Here is a 16819-nt window from a genome sequence, read left to right as displayed (position 1 = left end):
ACTACTAGAGTATTCTACAAATTATACCTCGTCGTAATCTACAGTTACTTTAGCTGTCGTTGGATGGGCCATACAGGTTAAAACTAATCCTTCTTCTAACTCATCATCTGTTAAAATAGAGTTTTTAGTCATCACAGCTTTACCTTCAGTTACCAAAGCTATACAACTACTACAAACACCTCCTTGACATGAATATGGAGCATCAAGTTTATTTCGTAAACTTGCAGCTAACAACGTATCTGTTTGTTTCATTGTAAAGGTAGTTTCCTCATCATCTAACATCACAGTAATTTCTGTTTCACCATCTTTTATTTCAGAAACATTTTCCTCATTAACTGACGCTGTAAACAATTCAAAATGAATCTCATTCTCACTTAATCCATTTTCACTTAATGCTGAAGAAGCTATTTTTATCATTTCTTCAGGACCACATAAAAACGCTTCGTCAAAAGAAATTTCTTTATATAAATTCTTTATAAAATAATTAACATTGCCTTTATCTATTCTACCAAATAACGATGGTTCATTACGCTCCCTACTAAAAACATAATTTAACTTAAATTGCTCAGGATATTGTTGTTGTAAATCACCTAATTCTTTATAAAAAATAGTATCAGCAACACTTTTATTTCCATACACCAATGTAAATGTAGAAGTAGAATTTTCTAATGTTGATTTTATCATTGAAAGCACAGGAGTTATTCCACTTCCTGCAGCAAATCCAATATAATTTTTATTAGTTGCTGGTTGCAATATAAATTTACCTTCTGGTGCAGTAACCTCTATTTCATCACCTGCTTTAAGTTCTGAAGTTGCATATGAAGAAAACCTCCCGTTTTCAACAGCTTTTACTGCTACTTTAAGCTCTCCACTTTTAGGTGATGAACAAATAGAATACGCTCTTCTTACTTCTTCTTCTTTTATTTCTTTCTTTAAAGTAACGTATTGTCCTGCTACAAACGAAAAAGTTTCTTTTAATGTTTCAGGAATTGTAAATAAAATAGAAACTGCGTCAGTAGTTTCTTTAATAACTTCTTTTATAGATAATTTGTAAAATTTTGCCATTCTTTAAGTAATATCATGCAAAAGTAACAAACTAATAACGAATGAATAGTTAGAGTTTCCATAAAATAACACCTAAGAATTTTATACATAAGAAAATTATGCATACATTTACACCATGTTTTAAGCGTTTTTTAAAATGCAAAACAGTAAGACAGGTAACGAAATGGGAAATCAAAAATTATATAAAGGTTCATTACAAACCATCATTTTAAAACTTTTAGCACAAAATGATAAAATGTATGGCTACGAAATAACACAAAAAGTAAAAGAACTAACAAAAGGAGAATTGCAAATTACTGAAGGCGCTTTGTATCCTGCTTTACACAAACTAGAAGCTGAAGGCTTATTAGATGTAGAAGTAGCTAAAGTTGGAAACAGATTACGAAAGTACTATAAGTTGACTGAAAGCGGTACAAAAGAAACGGCTAATAAATTAGCAGAAATGCAAGAGTTTTTAAAAACTATGCAGCAATTAGTAAATCCAAAATTAAATTTAGATTAAGTATGGAGCTAACTAAAAACCAAACACAGCAAGTAAAAAAGTATCTAGATAAAAAAATGGTTTACTATATAGATATTAGAGTTGAAGTACTTGACCACATAATTTCGGAAATAGAAAGCACTATGCTTACTGAAAAAGACTTTGATCATTCATTTAATAAAGCAACTGAAAAATGGAATGTTCTTTTACAAAATTCTTCTAGTATTTATTTAGGGTATTGCTATGTAAAACCTTTACTTATTATAAATAAAATGAAAAAATATGGAAAACCACATGCTATAAAAATATGGAGTATATTTATTCTAATGCTACTCTCAATAGGTTTCAATGATAGTATTTCTTTAAATGTTTCAACCCTTATAGCGGATATCGCAAACATTACTTTTCAAACCGTATCCTATGCTCTTTCTTTATTAATCATATTAGGTTACGTCCATATATATTCTACGAAGCAAAAAACATCTTTCAGGTTTTTATATGAAACTCAAGTGTTGGCTGTAGTTTTATTTCCTTTTATGATTTCTGGTTCTTTTATAACCAAACATGATGGCTTAGATTTATTAAAAACAATGATTTTAGTTGTTAGTTTATTTATGTTTCAACTAGCTATAAAGCTTTATAAAAAGCACTTTACATTGTTGAAAAAATATTCTTTTTAATGGAATTAACTAAGGAACAAGTACAACAAATAAATAATTTTTTAGAGGCTATTGGTGTCGAATATATAGACATCCGATTTGAAATGGTAGATCATATCGCTTCAGAAATAGAAAATAAAGTGAGTAATATTCCTGCTTTTTATGAAGACCAACGACTTCATACTCATTTTTTAAAATATATGTTAAGTAGAAAAGAAGAACTAAAAAAAAGGTATGATTCAATATTGAAGAAAAAGTTTTGGTCTGATGCTTTATTTATTTTAAAAGATATGGTTCAACAGACAATTAAACCAAGAAACTTAGCTATAATAAGCATAGTCGCTAGCATTAGTTTTTATATGAATAAATTACAAAACATAAACACTTTGTATTTTCCAATAATTTTATTGATTGGATACATCACATATTATGTATTAAAAACAAGAGAATTTATAAAAACATTTGGAAAATTAAAAATTGTTCATTCATACTCTTTAGCAGGAGGAATCATAATCAATATAGCTTTTCAATTTTTTAATTTATCAAAAATTGGTAATAATAATGGTGATTGGAATTCTTCCCTTTTTAATACAATGCTTATTTCTTTTTTTGGTTTATTTCTTTCAGGAGAAAGCTTTATCTCAAAAATGAATACTATCAAAGAAAAATATAATTACTTAATTGAATAAGTATGGAATTAACTAAGGAACAAATACAATTCATAGATAATTATTTAAAGGAAAACGGAATTGAATATTGGGATCAAAGGATAGAAATGGTGGATCACTTAGTCTCTGATATTGAATTAAATTCTGAAACTACACTTTTTAAAAGTGAATTTAAAAATGCTTTAGAAAGATCTGGTTGGAATAAAAACTTACGTGAAATCCATAAAAACGGTTGGAAAACTATAAATACTCTTTACAGAAAACAATTTTCTAAAATGTTTATAGATTTCTTTAAATCATTTAAAAAAGTATTAGTTTTTTTCACACTTACATTAACCTACTTTTTTTTAGCTCAAAGTATTTCTTTGAAATATTTTAAACAGCTAAACATTATCTTGTACATAATACCCATTGTTTTTTGTTTAATACACACAGTTATACTCTATTTTAAAAAATTTGGGAAATCTGTTCATATAAACTATGGGGTTTTCTATTTCTCTTTTACTTTTTTAATTCTTAACATGGTTATCCAATTTATACCATACACTTCTGAAGTAATTCAAAAAAAAGTGTGGTTATTATTAATTCCTTTATACTATGTAGCAATGCATACAGGTTACAAAATTTTTCGAATGGCATACACTAAAATTGAAAACATAAAAAGAGAATTATCATTATGAAAAAGCTAACAGAAAAACATATAGAAGAGTTGTATATATTTACCCGACAGCATTATGTAGAATATTATGATGTACAAACTGAACTTGTAGATCATTTAGCTAATGATATTGAGCAAATATGGGATAATAAACCACAACTATCTTTCGAAAAAGCAAGAGATATTTCTTTTAAAAAATTTGGAATATTTGGTTTTATGGATGTAATTGAAGAAAAACAAAAGCAACTAAATAAAAAATATATTAAAATTGTATTTCAATTTATTAAAGATTGGTTTAAGCTTCCTAAAATCATTTTAACTGTATTAATGTTATTGTCTTTTTATCAAATTCAACAACTAAATTTTGCTTATTACATATATACTACGACCTATTTATCTCTTTGTTTACTACAAACCATAGCAGTTTATTATTCTAGCAAAAATTTAAAGAAAAAAAATAAGAAAACAGGAAAAAGATGGATGCTAGAAGACATCATAAAAACTCAAGGCATTGGAAGTCTTACTCTTATTCTTTTTTACATTTTCGATATTAGTTTACCTACCAACAAAGATTTTTATGAAATGGGACTATTCTTTTGTATGTTTTCTTCTTTCATGATTGTCTTTTCAATAATTATAACATATATAACCCTTAAAGTTATTCCTGAAAAATCAGAAAAATTATTACAAAAACAGTATCCAGAATATCAATTAGTTTCTTTTTAAAATGAGAAACCTATTTTTTACCATCAACAATAATAACTATTTCACCTTTAGCAGGTTTAACTGTATAATATGATAACACTTCTTCTACGCTTCCTCGTTTGGTTTCTTCAAATAATTTTGTTAATTCTCTAGATACTGACACTTGCCTATCGTTACCAAAATATTCACCAAAATGAGTTAATGTTTTTAAAAGCTTATGCGGACTTTCATAAAATATCATCGTTCTAGTTTCTTCAGCAAGTAATTTTAAACGAGTTTGCCTTCCTTTTTTAACAGGCAAAAAACCTTCAAAAACAAACTTGTCATTTGGCAAACCAGAGTTAACTAAAGCTGGAACAAAGGCTGTAGCACCAGGCAAACATTCAACATCTATTTCGTGTTGAATACAAGCTCGTGTTAGTAAAAAACCAGGATCAGAAATTGCTGGAGTTCCAGCATCAGAAATCAATGCAAAAGTTTCACCACTTTGCAAACGCCTAATAATTGTATCTACCGTTTTATGTTCATTATGCATATGATGAGATTGCATTGGTGTTGCAATTTCGAAATGCTTTAATAGCTTCCCACTTGTACGTGTATCTTCAGCTAAAATAGCATCAACTTCTTTAAGAACTCTAATTGCTCTTAAAGTCATATCTTCTAGGTTTCCAATTGGCGTTGGCACTACATATAATTTACTCATACTACAAAACTACAAAGTTTTATGCTTACAGTAGGGTTATATAATGCTTTTTGTACATTTGTTTAATGTCAGAAAGCCTATTACATACTATCGAATATCCCTCTGATTTAAGAAAAATCACTGTAAATAATTTACCTACAGTGGCTAAAGAATTACGCGATTTTATTATTGATGTAGTTTCAACTAAAGAAGGGCATTTAGGTGCTAGCTTAGGGGTAATTGAATTAACAATTGCATTGCATTACGTTTTTAACACTCCTGAAGATTTATTAGTTTGGGATGTAGGACACCAAGCATATGTTCATAAAATTTTAACTGGTAGAAAAAATGTATTCCATACAAATCGTCAGTTAAATGGAATTTCTGGATTTCCAAAACGTAGTGAAAGTGAATATGATACTTTTGGCGTAGGGCATTCTTCTACTTCAATATCTGCAGCTTTAGGTATGGCAATAGCTTCAAAACTACAAGGAAAAAACAAACATCATATTGCTGTTATTGGTGATGCATCTATTGCTAGCGGTATGGCATTTGAAGCGTTGAATCATGGAGGAGACACTAATGCAAATTTACTCGTTATTTTAAACGATAACGCTATAGGGATTGACCCTTCAGTAGGTGCTTTAAAAGATTATTTAACTCGTATAAAATCTACTCGAAACGATGTAGAACAACATAATATTTTTGAAGGATTAAATTTTGATTATTCTGGCCCTATAGATGGTCATAATCTTGAAGAATTACTAAGAGAACTTGAACGTTTAAAAAAGGTTCCTGGTCCTAAGTTTTTACATATAATTACTACAAAAGGAAAAGGATTACGCCAAGCAGAAGAAAATCAAGTAAAATATCATGCTCCTGGTAAATTTGATAAAATTTCAGGTGATGTTTTACCAAAAGAAAAAAATGAGTTTACTAAATTTCAAGATGTTTTTGGAAAAACAATTGTTGAATTAGCTCATAAAAACAAAAAAATAGTAGGTATTACTCCAGCTATGTTAACTGGAAGTTCATTAAAATTTATGTTGGAAGAGTTTCCTGAACGTACTTTTGATGTTGGTATTGCTGAACAACATGCAGTAACTTTAGCTGCTGGTATGGCTACTGAAGGGTTAATTCCTTATTGTAATATTTACTCTACTTTTTTACAACGTTCATATGATCAAGTAATTCATGATGTAGCGCTACAAAATTTACCAGTTATTTTTTGTTTAGATAGGGCTGGACTAGTAGGTCAAGATGGAGCTACTCATCATGGTGTTTTTGACATTGCTTACTTACGATGTATTCCTAATTTAATAATATTTGCTCCTAGAAACGAAATAGAACTTCGAAATATATTATACACTGCTCAAAAAGAATTAAAGCAACCAATAGCAATTCGCTATCCAAGAGGAAGAGGAAACATCAAAAATTGGCAGCTTCCTTTTAATAAAATAGAAATTGGTAAAGCAACTTGTTTAAAAGAAGGTAATAAAATAGCTATACTATCAATTGGCACAATAGCTAAAAATGTCACTGAAGCGGTATATAACATTAAAAATAAAGATCTTGTTGCTCATTATGATATGCGTTTTGTAAAACCACTAGACATTGAAATACTTAAAAATATTTTTAAAACCTTTAATAGAATAATTACTATTGAAGATAGTTGCAAAAATGGTGGATTTGGAAGTGCTATCTTAGAAATTGCCTCAAACTATAATTATCAAGGTAAAATAGAAGTCTTAGGAATTCCTGATAATTTTATTCATCACGGAACTACTGAAGAATTACAACTACAATGTGGAATTGATCCGCAAAGTATTTTAAAACTAATTACTCAATAAAAAACGGATTACTAATTAATAATCCGTTTTTTAAAAGTCATTCTTATTATTAATTATTTCTTTATTATTTTTTCTGACAGTTTATTTTCTCCAAGTTCATTAAATATTTCAATAAAATAAATTGAATTATTAGTTAAGTTTGAAATATTTATAGAACTATTTATTACAGGTACTTCAAGTATTTTTTTACCAGAAATATCAAGAACTTTCGCTATCCATAATAATGTGTTTTCACCTCCACTAATGAATAATCTATCGGAAGTAGGATTCGGATAAAGAGTAATTTTTGATTTTAATGATGTTTCTTTCTTTTCTTTTTTTCTTGCAGAAGTATTCATTAAACAAAATTGTTTAGTATCTGAACTTGTAAAACTACCACCAGATACCAAAACTGTACCGTCAGTTTTCGTTACTTTATATGAACCGTTTCCATAATCACAACAAATTCCATCTCCATAGGTGTCATTAATACTAAAATCATAACACCCAACTGGTAAGCACTTAGATACCGTAATTGACTCTCCATTTCCTTGGGTATAATTCCCTCCACTCATAACTACTTCGTTGCTACTATTTTTCAATGTCCATGATGTTTCTTTTGAATATTTATCAAACACTAGAGTTACATAAACATCTTCACATTTTGGAGTATTTCCTCCTCCGTCGGAACTACCAGTTGTATACGTTATAACTAATTTTGGAGCTTTACTACTACTTCCTTCATATGATTCAGCAGTTCGCTCTCCTGTTCCTGAGATATAAAACATCATTGAGTTACCAAGACTCCAACTCGATTTATTTATTATTTTTTGTACTAATTCTTTTAACTCTGGTGTTTTTTGTTTATTTCCAGATTCTCCAACTGTAGTCCATGAGTTTGGATTCCAATTAATCGTTTTATTATAATACGATCTTGATGTAATATTATACCCTTGAGAAGTTATATTTTGAGCATTTGACGAATCTTCAATCTTTATCCCTAATGAAGTATTTCCTGAATTAGTTTCATCTGTAGTGAATTGAATGTATGCACTTGTAATCGTAGCATTTGTAGGTATGTTTAAATTTCTAAATAATAAACCAATGTGTTGGTTCCCTTTTGAACTTCCATCATACACTAATTCTAAATCAGAACTATTCATATACATTTTACCAGATGATTCATATTGTTCAGCATCATCATCTCCACTATTAATTGTTGATGTTATTGTTTTTGATACCTCTCCTACAAAGATTGAAACTTCTTTTGATATTGTTTCATTTCCATCATTATCTATTGCTACAGTTTTTAAAATATATGATTGATTATTAACACTAGGTGTCCAACTGGTTGAATACGGTGAACTTGTATCAGTTTTTATTAAGTTATCATTTACATAAAACTTCACATTAGCTATAGTTCCATCGCTATCCGAGGCATTCGCATTGATAGTTATTGCTATATTAACTTTATGAGTTGAACCATCAATCGGGTTAGTTAGAGTTACTTCTGGATAACTCACGTTCGAGTTTATAATAGTTACAACACTTCCATTTGACGGGTTCCAAACATCTAAATTAGAAGGGGTAGTAAATGGATTATCATTAGTTACTGAACCTACATTATTTGCATTATCTACTTTAATTGTTCTAACTTCAATTTTTGATTCTTCAACAAAAATCCATTTAAACTGATTAAAAGTACCATTATTTCTTGTCCAGTTTTTTGCATCATTTGAAGAACGTAATGGAGCTCCCCAACAACCTTCTCCAACATAAGTAGTTCCATTGTTATTATCTCTTATAAAACCATCATCACATCCACTTCCACCTGAACAAGGTTTCACAGGCCAAGTTGTTTTAACTGTATGTGAATCCGATTCAAAAACTAAATTAACACCTTTATCATAAAATAACTGAGCCCAGTTAGCATATTCATCATTCCCTTCAGATTTTGAAGATACGTGAGGTCTCATTGGTTTATGATATTGAGCAGATTTCCATATAGAGCTATTTCCGTTTAGTTTTTGGTTCAACCAAGAATATTGATTTCCGCCAGCAGAAATTTCAGAATTTAATGTATAAATTGTATACAAATTATTTCCAAAAGTAATATCATAATATACATTAGATGAAGAAACATTAAATAAATTATAAATGCTATTGTTTGAATCTTCATGATTTCCTCTAGCTGGTATTATTGGAAACATTCTTCCATCAGTAGCTATTGTGTATTGCCAATCATTAAACCAACTTTGCCATTCTGAACTTGAATCTCCGTTAGTCATATCACCACCAAAAAAAACAGCTGTTGGTTTTAATTTTGACACTAACAAGTTAGCATTTCTTCTAGGGGCTCTATTATTCCTAGAATCTCCTCCTGCAATGAATGACATTCTTTGATTATTACTAGGAGCAGTTTTAAACCAGAAACGGTTACTGGTTCCTTGACTATCTCTAATAACGAAATAGTAATTGGTATTTGGGGTTAAGCCAGTCAATTTAGCAAAAGTATTACTCATTCCTTTATAAGAAATTGATCGATCTATACTTTTTGAACTTGGATAATTTTGCCAATTTGTTCCATAATCTGTAGTGCCGTAATGCACTTTAGGACTTGTACCAGAAATCTGATTCCAACCAATCATAATTGTAGTCGCTGGATTATCTGTTAGAATTAATCGGTACTTATCATTTGATGCGTAAGAAGTAACTACTAAAAAAAGTAGTATGTTTAAAAAAGATTTTTTCATCTTGAAGGGGGATTATGTTTAGTTAATAGAATTTAGTTACAAATATATTTTTACTGATAATTAGTATATAACCAAAAAAAAGAATTAATAGTATAATAAACTACTAAACAATATGTTAACCCTACAAACATAATCTGCTAACGCATAGTTAACAAAGGAAAATCGTAGTAATTATATATTTGATCTTTTTATGAATCGAACAACTCTTCTTAATTTTTTAAAAATCAGTACCTTTTTTATTTTTTCTGGTAGAGCATATCAACATTTGTTTTGGGATGCTCCTTATCGAAGTGTATTTTGGGATCAGCAACTATTAGAACCTATAATTAATTTTGTTTTTAATACATCTTGGCAATCGTATGTTACAAACTTAAATACTGATCATGCTATACAGTTTTTAACCAAAAGTATAGGTGGCTTATACACTGTTTGTGCAATAATATCACTCACTATTACTGAAACTTCTAAAAAATGGCAACTAACAATCTTGAAATTAGGAGCAGTTAGTATAGTAGTATTAGCGATGCTAATTACTAAAAATAAGTTTTATCACTTAATTATGTTCTTTGAACATGCAATTCAATTTGGAGTTCCAATAGCATTAATATATTATTTAAAAACTCGAAATATTCATCAATTGATATTTAAGTTAAAAATTTTCATTGCTTTAGCTTTTACTTGTCATGGAATGTATGCTATTGGTGTTTTTTATCCGTTACCAGGTAACTTTGTTACAATGACGTTAAATATATTACCCATCACAGAAACAAGCGCTAAAAACCTATTATTTATAGCTGGGATTATAGATTTTATTATTGCAATTGGTTTGTTTATACCTAAAGTAGCAAAAACGATGTTGCTATATGCTTGCTTTTGGGGTTTTATTACCGCTTTTGCAAGAATAATAAGCGGTCTAAGTTATGATGTATCATTGAGTATTATGCATCAATACATGTATTTAGTATTATATAGAATACCGCATGGACTCATTCCCTTATTAGTTTATCTATACTTAGCAAATAGAAATAATCAAAAATCCAAGGCAATTAAAAACTTAGTATCTATTTAGTTTAGAAAATAATGTAAAAAAAAGCGAACCAAGTTGGTTCGCTTTATATATAAGATAAATAATTTCTTAATTATTCAATGCTTCTGCACCACCAACAATTTCTAAAATTTCATTAGTAATCGCAGCTTGACGTGCTTTGTTATACGTTAGTAATAATTCGTCACGTAATTCAGTAGCGTTATCAGTTGCTTTATGCATTGCAGTCATACGAGCTCCATGTTCAGCAGCAAATGAATCACGAATGGCTTTATATAACTGAGTTTTTAATGATTTAGGAATTAACTCTAAAACAATTTCTTCTTTTGATGGTTCAAAAACATAATCTAAATTTACGTTTGCGTCACCTTCAATTGGTTTAATAGGTAAGAACTGTTCAACTTGTGGTATTTGAGTTGCAGCATTCTTGAATCTATTATAAATGATTTCTATTTTATCATAAGAACCACCTACGTATAAATCCATTAATTGCTCTGCAACTAAAGCTACGTTATCAAAAGTTAACTCATCAAAAATATCATTTCTATTTTCAATAACATTATTTTCTTTTGATAAGATATCGTTTCCTTTTTTACCAATTGTAAATAAGTCAACAGTAACTCCGTTGTATGTTTCATTAATCGTTTTAACTGTTTCTTTTATAATTGAAGAATTAAAACCACCACATAAACCTCTGTTTGAGGTTATCGTAACTAACAACACTTTGTTTACTTCTCTTTGCGTTGAATATGCTCCACCTGCATCACTATCTAAAGTAGCGCTTAAGCTTTGCAATAATTCAGTAAGCTTAGATGAATAAGGACGCATTGCCGTAATTGCATCTTGAGCTTTTTTCAACTTAGCAGCCGATACCATTTTCATGGCAGAGGTAATCTGCATTGTTGATTTAATTGAAGTAATCCTGTTTCGTATTTCTTTTAAGTTTGCCATGTAATTGCACTTAAAATTTATAAGATTCCCGCAAAATTTGCGGGAATATTGTTTTAACTATTATTAAGCTGAAAATTTAGCTGAAATCTCTTTAGCAGCTGCTGTTAAAGTATCAATTACTTCATCAGTTAATTTACCTGCCTTTAATGTATCTAAAGTATCTCTATGCTTAGCATTTAAGTACTCTATATAATCTTTCTCAAATTCTTTTACCTTCTTAACTGGAACATCTTTTAACAAGTTTTTAGAACCTGCATAAATGATTGCTACTTGATCTTCAACAGTAAAAGGATCGTTTTGAGCTTGCTTTAAAATTTCAACATTACGTTGTCCTTTAGAAATCACATTCATTGTAGCTGCATCTAAATCAGATCCAAACTTAGCAAATGCTTCTAATTCACGGTATTGAGCTTGATCTAATTTTAAAGTACCAGATACTTTTTTCATAGATTTAATTTGAGCATTACCACCAACACGTGATACAGAAATACCTACGTTAATTGCTGGACGTACACCTGAATTAAATAAATCAGACTCTAAGAATATTTGCCCATCAGTAATAGAAATTACGTTTGTTGGGATATATGCTGAAACGTCACCTGCTTGTGTTTCAATAATAGGTAATGCAGTTAAAGAACCTCCACCTTTTACAATTCCTTTTAAAGAATCAGGTAAATCATTCATTTCACTTGCAATTTTATCATCATTGATCACTTTTGCAGCACGCTCTAATAATCTTGAGTGTAAGTAAAATACATCTCCTGGATATGCTTCACGTCCTGGAGGTCTTCTTAATAATAAAGATACCTCACGGTAAGCAACTGCTTGTTTAGATAAATCATCATAAACAATTAATGCTGGTCTACCAGTATCACGGAAGTACTCACCAATTGCAGCTCCTGCGAAAGGTGCATATACCTGCATTGGAGCAGGATCAGATGCATTTGCAGCAACAATTGTTGTATATGCTAAAGCACCTTTTTCTTCTAACATGTTAGCAATAGCCGCTACAGTTGAAGCTTTTTGACCAATAGCTACATAGATACAGTACACTGGTTGCCCTGCATCATAAAATTCTTTTTGATTTAAGATAGTATCAATAGCAACTGTTGATTTACCAGTTTGACGGTCACCAATAATTAACTCACGTTGACCACGTCCTACAGGAATCATTGCATCAATAGACTTGATACCAGTTTGCATAGGTTCAGTTACAGGCTCACGATAAATAACACCAGGAGCTCTACGCTCTAAAGGCATTTCGAAAGTATCACCCTCAATTGGTCCTTTACCATCAATTGGTTGACCTAAAGTGTTTACAACACGTCCTACAATTCCTTCTCCAGCTCTTAAAGAAGCAATTCTTTCAGTACGTTTTACAGTAGAACCTTCTCTTACAGATGTAGAAGCACCTAATAATACAACACCTGCATTATCTTCTTCTAAGTTTAATACGATACCTTCTAATCCGTTATCGAATTCAACTAATTCACCGTATTGTACATTTGATAAACCGTAAACACGAGCAATACCATCACCTACTTGTAATACAGTTCCTACTTCATTTAACGAAGCTTTCGCTTCGAAATTTGTTAATTGTTCCTTTAAAATTGCTGATACTTCAGCTGGTTTAATTGCTGCCATCTTATATCTTTTGACGTAAAATTAAATTTTTGGAATATAATGACTGTTGTCAAATTCTCTCCTTAATTCATTAAATTGATTAGAAATACTTGCATCATACTGCACATCTCCAACACGTAAAATAAACCCTCCTAAAATAGATGGATTTACTATATTTTCTATACTAGCACTGTTACCTGTTAGGTCAACAATTTTTGCTTGTATTTTATCTTCTAACTCTTTAGTTAAAGCTACCGCAGTAGTAACTTTAGCAACTTGCATACTTTTATGATAATCATAAATAATAGTGTATTGCTTAGCTATTGGTTCTAACATAAGCATACGTTTGTTCTCTTCTAATAAATTAAACAAACCTTTTACTATAGTATCTACTTTATCACCAAAAAGCGCAACTAAAACTTTTTGCTTATCCTTAGCTTTGATTATTGGACTTTTTAACATTGTCTCTAAATCATCACTTTCAGCAATAGTATTTACGATTAGCTGCATGTTTTCATTTACTAAAGCATCATTACCTGATTCTTTAGCTAAATTTAAAACTGCTTTTGCATAACGTAATGCTGGTCTTGCTCCTTTCATCGATTAATTAGTTTAAAGTAACGTCTTGTAACATTCCTTCAACAAGTTTTAATTGTTCGTCTTGTGAAGCTAATTCTTTTTTAACAACAGATTGTGCTATACCTATAGATAATTCAGCAACATTCTTTTTTAACTCAGCAACAGCTGCTTGTTGTTCTTGCTTAATAGTTGCTTTAGCATTTTCAATCATGATAGAAGCTTGTTCTTGTGCTTCTTCTTTTGCTTCTGCTATAATGTTATCTTTAATTTCACGAGCATCTTTCATCATTGCATCTCTCTCTGCACGTGCTTCTTTTATCATCTTTTCATTATCAGCTTGCAAGTTTTGCATTTCTTTACGAGCATTCTCTGCTTGATCTAATGCATTTTGAATACCTTCTTCTCTTTCATCTAAAGAATTTAAAATAGGTTTCCATGCAAACTTTGCTAATAAAAATAATAATAGAATTAAGATAGTTAATTGCATTGCAAATAATCCTATCGAAAAATCATTAAAAATATCCATAATACTTAATTATTGTCTTTTTGTTGTTTAATTTTAAAAACATTTCTGCAACCAACCGTTGCAGAAAATGTTTTCGTTGTTTTTGTTTCGGAATTATTTTCCTAAAAGTAAAGCACCAAATGCTAATCCTTCTAATAATGCTCCGATAATGATCATCGCTGTTTGGATTTTACCAGCAGCCTCAGGTTGACGAGCAATTCCTTCCATTGCTTTTCCACCTATTTGACCTAATCCGATTCCTCCACCGATTACGATTAATCCTGCTCCAATTAAATTGTACATACTAATTGATTTATATTAAATTAAACAAATTCTTATTCTACTCTATAATAATTCTTAGTGATCATGTGCATGATCATGCTCTTCTACTGCCATTCCAATAAACAAAGCAGAAAGCATTGTAAAAATAAATGCTTGTAAAAAAGCTACTAATAATTCAATAATTGTTAAAAACATAGTTAACAAAAATGAAATACCTGTTGCACCTACTGTTCCAAATTCAGTTTTCAACAACACCATAAGTGCTGCAATACCCATTACTACTGAGTGACCTGCTGTAATATTTGCAAACAAACGTACTAATAATGAAAATGGTTTGATTAGTAAAAACCCTGCTAATTCTAAAACAGCTAATACTGGTCTTAAAATCTTTGGAACACCTGGCATCCATAAAGTATGCGCCCAAAAATCTTTCGATCCGTTAGTTATATAAACTACTAAAGTAAACAATGCTAAACATACAGTTACTGCAATTTGACCTGTAACATTAAAACCTAATGGTGTTAATCCTAATAAGTTTAATATCCAAATAAAGAAAAACACCGTTAATAAATATGGCATAAATCTTTTATATTTTTTTTCTCCAATATTTGGCCTTGCTATTTCATCTCTTACGTATAAAACCAATGGTTCTAAAACACGACCAACTCCAGTAGGAATCGCTCCTTTTTTATACCCTTTAGCTAACGAACCAAAACCTAAAAACATTAACAATCCTGCTAATAAAATTCCAAAAACACTTTTTGTTATAGATAAATCTAACACCTTGTGTGCATTAGTTGCATGATGAGTTTCATCAAAAGCAACTGTTGTAGCGTTAGCATCTAACTCATAAATTTTACTATGAATTTTAGTTAACTTAACACCTCCAGCATCAACAACTAACTTACCATCATCATTATGATGAAATTTTGACGACATAAATGTTTTCAAACCTTTACTAGTCCAAACAATCACTGGTAAAGGAAAGCCTATATGCTTTCTTTCACCTGCATCGTTTGAATAAGAAAACAATGAAAAATCATGTGAATCCGCTAAGTGATGCTTGATGTAGTTTTTAATTTCTTCTTTGGTGTCTACTTTTCCACCGTCGTTTTCGGAAGATTTCTTATCTCCTCCACCAGCAAACACTCCAAAAGAAGTGAAAACCAATGCTAAAACTGTTAAAAATTTGATAGATTTTTTTGCTATCATCATACCTTTTTAAATATAGGGTTGTGGTCTCTAAATTTCCGTGCAAAGGTAAACAATTAATTAAAACTACAAACCGTTTTTTTATTTAGTTTTTATGAGAATGTTTTCATGAGATTTATTTCTAGTAAAAACTAGCAAACTATTTGCTGTTCAATAGTTTTGAAACAGCAATTGCTTCAAGAATTAAAAACAAAAACAACGGAATTACTAATGAAAACCTTTCTGGCTTAGTAAGTTGTTCATTTGTAAAAACTGAAGCTTGAAAAACTAACACGAAAAATCCGATTTTTAAAAATATGGAAGCTAAGTATGCATAACCTGCTTGATTGGGCATTTTATCTGCCACAAATTCAACTATAAGATACACTATAATTGCTGATACTACATGAAACAAATATACTCCTAGTAATGAAAATGATAATTGAATTTCTTTTGATATTATAACATAATTATGCGGAAAATAACTTACTGCTAAAACTATAAGTACTGCAGCAAGAAAAAACAAAATTCGTTTAATCATTGTTTTTTGAAATTTTTGTAACTTGTTGAATAACGGAGAACATTGCTAAAAAAACGGCCACTAATGTACATATTTTAGCATATAAGCCTCCTTCATTTGAATATTTGGTATCTAACCATTCACCTAGTAAGTTTCCTAAATAAATGGTTAACCCCATTTGAAAAGCAATAGTGGTAAACCGAATGTATTTGTTAAGCGGTTTTTTCGGCACGTTTTTGCCCATCTTTCTTCAATTCTTTTATTGCTCCTTTCATAGAACATGTTGCATTGAATGTAGCCCCTGGCTCTACTGATAACTTGCCTATAACTACATCTCCGGTAATATTAGCTGACGTTTTTACGGTTAACGTATTTGAAACTTGTAAATCTCCTGAAAATTTCCCTTCAACATCTGCGTTAGTACATTCAGCTTTTCCTTTAATGAAACCTGTTTCACCAATAATAATTCTTCCTTTAGTTTCAATGTTACCTTCTAAAGTACCATCAATTCTAAAATCACCTTCAGAAATAATATCACCAGTTATTTTTGTGTTTTTTCCAATTACATTTCTTTCTGAGACAGATTTAACATTCGTTTTTTTACTTTCTTTACTAAACATATT

The 16819-nt window shown here is 30.0% G+C and carries 19 protein-coding genes; 7 read left to right on the top strand and 12 right to left on the bottom strand.

Translation table 11 applies throughout. The annotated features are described in order from the left end of the window. Positions 1-21: 21 nt before the first annotated feature. Positions 22-1065 (bottom strand): ferredoxin--NADP reductase, encoded by a 1044-nt coding sequence (locus tag BLV71_RS05890; protein ID WP_093869651.1) that lies wholly within the window; start codon positions 1063-1065, stop codon positions 22-24. Between the two features lie 163 nt (positions 1066-1228). On the opposite strand from BLV71_RS05890, the gene BLV71_RS05885 reads away from it, so the two are divergent. From BLV71_RS05885 to BLV71_RS05865, 5 genes are read left to right on the top strand one after another with little or no spacing between them, the layout of a single operon-like run. Next, the gene (locus BLV71_RS05885; RefSeq protein ID WP_093871972.1) at positions 1229-1567 is read left to right on the top strand and encodes a PadR family transcriptional regulator; all 339 of its coding nucleotides are present in this window, start codon (positions 1229-1231) and stop codon (positions 1565-1567) included. 2 nt (positions 1568-1569) lie between these two features. After that, a complete protein-coding gene (locus tag BLV71_RS05880; protein ID WP_093869650.1) occupies positions 1570-2226 on the top strand; it encodes a hypothetical protein in 657 nt (218 codons plus the stop codon). Further along, positions 2226-2894 (top strand): hypothetical protein, encoded by a 669-nt coding sequence (locus BLV71_RS05875; RefSeq protein ID WP_093869649.1) that lies wholly within the window; start codon positions 2226-2228, stop codon positions 2892-2894. Before BLV71_RS05880 ends, BLV71_RS05875 begins: the two co-directional genes overlap by 1 nt. Before the next feature lie 2 nt (positions 2895-2896). Beyond that, on the top strand, positions 2897-3553 hold the full coding sequence (locus BLV71_RS05870; RefSeq protein WP_093869648.1) for a hypothetical protein: 657 nt from the start codon (positions 2897-2899) through the stop codon (positions 3551-3553). Then, on the top strand, positions 3550-4257 hold the full coding sequence (locus BLV71_RS05865) for a hypothetical protein (RefSeq protein WP_093869647.1): 708 nt from the start codon (positions 3550-3552) through the stop codon (positions 4255-4257). The genes BLV71_RS05870 and BLV71_RS05865 overlap by 4 nt, the downstream gene beginning before the upstream one ends. Positions 4258-4267: 10 nt before the next feature. On the opposite strand, the gene rsmI is transcribed toward BLV71_RS05865, so the two are convergent. Further along, on the bottom strand, positions 4268-4939 hold the full coding sequence (rsmI, locus tag BLV71_RS05860; RefSeq protein WP_093869646.1) for a 16S rRNA (cytidine(1402)-2'-O)-methyltransferase: 672 nt from the start codon (positions 4937-4939) through the stop codon (positions 4268-4270). A gap of 65 nt (positions 4940-5004) precedes the next feature. On the opposite strand from rsmI, the gene dxs reads away from it, so the two are divergent. Further along, positions 5005-6768: a 1-deoxy-D-xylulose-5-phosphate synthase gene (dxs, locus tag BLV71_RS05855; protein ID WP_093869645.1), complete on the top strand. Its 1764-nt coding sequence runs from the start codon at positions 5005-5007 to the stop codon at positions 6766-6768. Positions 6769-6821: 53 nt separating this feature from the next. Here dxs and BLV71_RS05850 read toward each other — a convergent pair whose 3' ends face one another. Further along, positions 6822-9500 carry an Ig-like domain-containing protein gene (locus tag BLV71_RS05850; protein WP_093869644.1) on the bottom strand — a complete coding sequence of 893 codons (2679 nt, stop codon included), beginning with the start codon at positions 9498-9500 and terminating at the stop codon, positions 6822-6824. Between the two features lie 190 nt (positions 9501-9690). Here BLV71_RS05850 and BLV71_RS05845 point away from each other — a divergent pair, with 190 nt between their 5' ends. Then, the gene (locus tag BLV71_RS05845; protein ID WP_093869643.1) at positions 9691-10569 is read left to right on the top strand and encodes a hypothetical protein; all 879 of its coding nucleotides are present in this window, start codon (positions 9691-9693) and stop codon (positions 10567-10569) included. A gap of 66 nt (positions 10570-10635) precedes the next feature. Here the strand turns inward: BLV71_RS05845 and atpG are convergent, their stop codons facing one another. The 9 genes from atpG to BLV71_RS05800 form a co-directional block, all read right to left on the bottom strand. After that, positions 10636-11496, bottom strand: coding sequence for an ATP synthase F1 subunit gamma (gene atpG / locus BLV71_RS05840; RefSeq protein ID WP_093869642.1), 861 nt, complete (start codon positions 11494-11496; stop codon positions 10636-10638). Between the two features lie 63 nt (positions 11497-11559). Further along, entirely contained in the window at positions 11560-13140 is a 1581-nt protein-coding gene (gene atpA, locus BLV71_RS05835; protein ID WP_093869641.1) for a F0F1 ATP synthase subunit alpha, read from the bottom strand. Positions 13141-13161: 21 nt separating this feature from the next. Beyond that, complete coding sequence (gene atpH / locus BLV71_RS05830; protein ID WP_093869640.1) at positions 13162-13719, bottom strand: ATP synthase F1 subunit delta; 558 nt, start codon at positions 13717-13719, stop codon at positions 13162-13164. Positions 13720-13726: 7 nt separating this feature from the next. Continuing rightward, positions 13727-14224 carry a F0F1 ATP synthase subunit B gene (locus tag BLV71_RS05825; protein ID WP_093869639.1) on the bottom strand — a complete coding sequence of 166 codons (498 nt, stop codon included), beginning with the start codon at positions 14222-14224 and terminating at the stop codon, positions 13727-13729. A gap of 93 nt (positions 14225-14317) precedes the next feature. Further along, positions 14318-14506, bottom strand: a complete 189-nt coding sequence (gene atpE / locus BLV71_RS05820; protein ID WP_053973883.1) for an ATP synthase F0 subunit C — start codon at positions 14504-14506, stop codon at positions 14318-14320. A gap of 54 nt (positions 14507-14560) precedes the next feature. Further along, entirely contained in the window at positions 14561-15700 is a 1140-nt protein-coding gene (gene atpB, locus BLV71_RS05815; protein ID WP_093869638.1) for a F0F1 ATP synthase subunit A, read from the bottom strand. Between the two features lie 136 nt (positions 15701-15836). Continuing rightward, positions 15837-16217 carry a DUF6168 family protein gene (locus BLV71_RS05810; protein WP_218131767.1) on the bottom strand — a complete coding sequence of 127 codons (381 nt, stop codon included), beginning with the start codon at positions 16215-16217 and terminating at the stop codon, positions 15837-15839. After that, positions 16210-16440 (bottom strand): AtpZ/AtpI family protein, encoded by a 231-nt coding sequence (locus BLV71_RS05805; RefSeq protein WP_093869637.1) that lies wholly within the window; start codon positions 16438-16440, stop codon positions 16210-16212. The genes BLV71_RS05810 and BLV71_RS05805 overlap by 8 nt, the downstream gene beginning before the upstream one ends. Then, positions 16409-16816, bottom strand: a complete 408-nt coding sequence (locus BLV71_RS05800) for a bactofilin family protein (RefSeq protein ID WP_093869636.1) — start codon at positions 16814-16816, stop codon at positions 16409-16411. The genes BLV71_RS05805 and BLV71_RS05800 overlap by 32 nt, the downstream gene beginning before the upstream one ends. Positions 16817-16819 lie beyond the last annotated feature (3 nt).

Source organism: Tenacibaculum sp. MAR_2010_89 (assembly GCF_900105985.1).
In the GTDB taxonomy this organism is placed as follows: Bacteria; Bacteroidota; Bacteroidia; order Flavobacteriales; family Flavobacteriaceae; genus Polaribacter; species Polaribacter halocynthiae.
The sequence above is the reverse complement of the archived record's forward strand: the minus strand, read 5'-3'. Positions and strand labels throughout refer to the sequence as shown.

Coding starts and splice junctions, on each gene's coding strand:
- BLV71_RS05890 (WP_093869651.1), bottom strand. CDS start 1,065: ATGGCAAAATTTTACAAATTATCTATAAAAGAAGTTATTAAAGAAACT.
- BLV71_RS05885 (WP_093871972.1), top strand. CDS start 1,229: ATGGGAAATCAAAAATTATATAAAGGTTCATTACAAACCATCATTTTA.
- BLV71_RS05880 (WP_093869650.1), top strand. CDS start 1,570: ATGGAGCTAACTAAAAACCAAACACAGCAAGTAAAAAAGTATCTAGAT.
- BLV71_RS05875 (WP_093869649.1), top strand. CDS start 2,226: ATGGAATTAACTAAGGAACAAGTACAACAAATAAATAATTTTTTAGAG.
- BLV71_RS05870 (WP_093869648.1), top strand. CDS start 2,897: ATGGAATTAACTAAGGAACAAATACAATTCATAGATAATTATTTAAAG.
- BLV71_RS05865 (WP_093869647.1), top strand. CDS start 3,550: ATGAAAAAGCTAACAGAAAAACATATAGAAGAGTTGTATATATTTACC.
- rsmI (WP_093869646.1), bottom strand. CDS start 4,939: ATGAGTAAATTATATGTAGTGCCAACGCCAATTGGAAACCTAGAAGAT.
- dxs (WP_093869645.1), top strand. CDS start 5,005: ATGTCAGAAAGCCTATTACATACTATCGAATATCCCTCTGATTTAAGA.
- BLV71_RS05850 (WP_093869644.1), bottom strand. CDS start 9,500: ATGAAAAAATCTTTTTTAAACATACTACTTTTTTTAGTAGTTACTTCT.
- BLV71_RS05845 (WP_093869643.1), top strand. CDS start 9,691: ATGAATCGAACAACTCTTCTTAATTTTTTAAAAATCAGTACCTTTTTT.
- atpG (WP_093869642.1), bottom strand. CDS start 11,496: ATGGCAAACTTAAAAGAAATACGAAACAGGATTACTTCAATTAAATCA.
- atpA (WP_093869641.1), bottom strand. CDS start 13,140: ATGGCAGCAATTAAACCAGCTGAAGTATCAGCAATTTTAAAGGAACAA.
- atpH (WP_093869640.1), bottom strand. CDS start 13,719: ATGAAAGGAGCAAGACCAGCATTACGTTATGCAAAAGCAGTTTTAAAT.
- BLV71_RS05825 (WP_093869639.1), bottom strand. CDS start 14,224: ATGGATATTTTTAATGATTTTTCGATAGGATTATTTGCAATGCAATTA.
- atpE (WP_053973883.1), bottom strand. CDS start 14,506: ATGTACAATTTAATTGGAGCAGGATTAATCGTAATCGGTGGAGGAATC.
- atpB (WP_093869638.1), bottom strand. CDS start 15,700: ATGATGATAGCAAAAAAATCTATCAAATTTTTAACAGTTTTAGCATTG.
- BLV71_RS05810 (WP_218131767.1), bottom strand. CDS start 16,217: ATGATTAAACGAATTTTGTTTTTTCTTGCTGCAGTACTTATAGTTTTA.
- BLV71_RS05805 (WP_093869637.1), bottom strand. CDS start 16,440: ATGGGCAAAAACGTGCCGAAAAAACCGCTTAACAAATACATTCGGTTT.
- BLV71_RS05800 (WP_093869636.1), bottom strand. CDS start 16,816: ATGTTTAGTAAAGAAAGTAAAAAAACGAATGTTAAATCTGTCTCAGAA.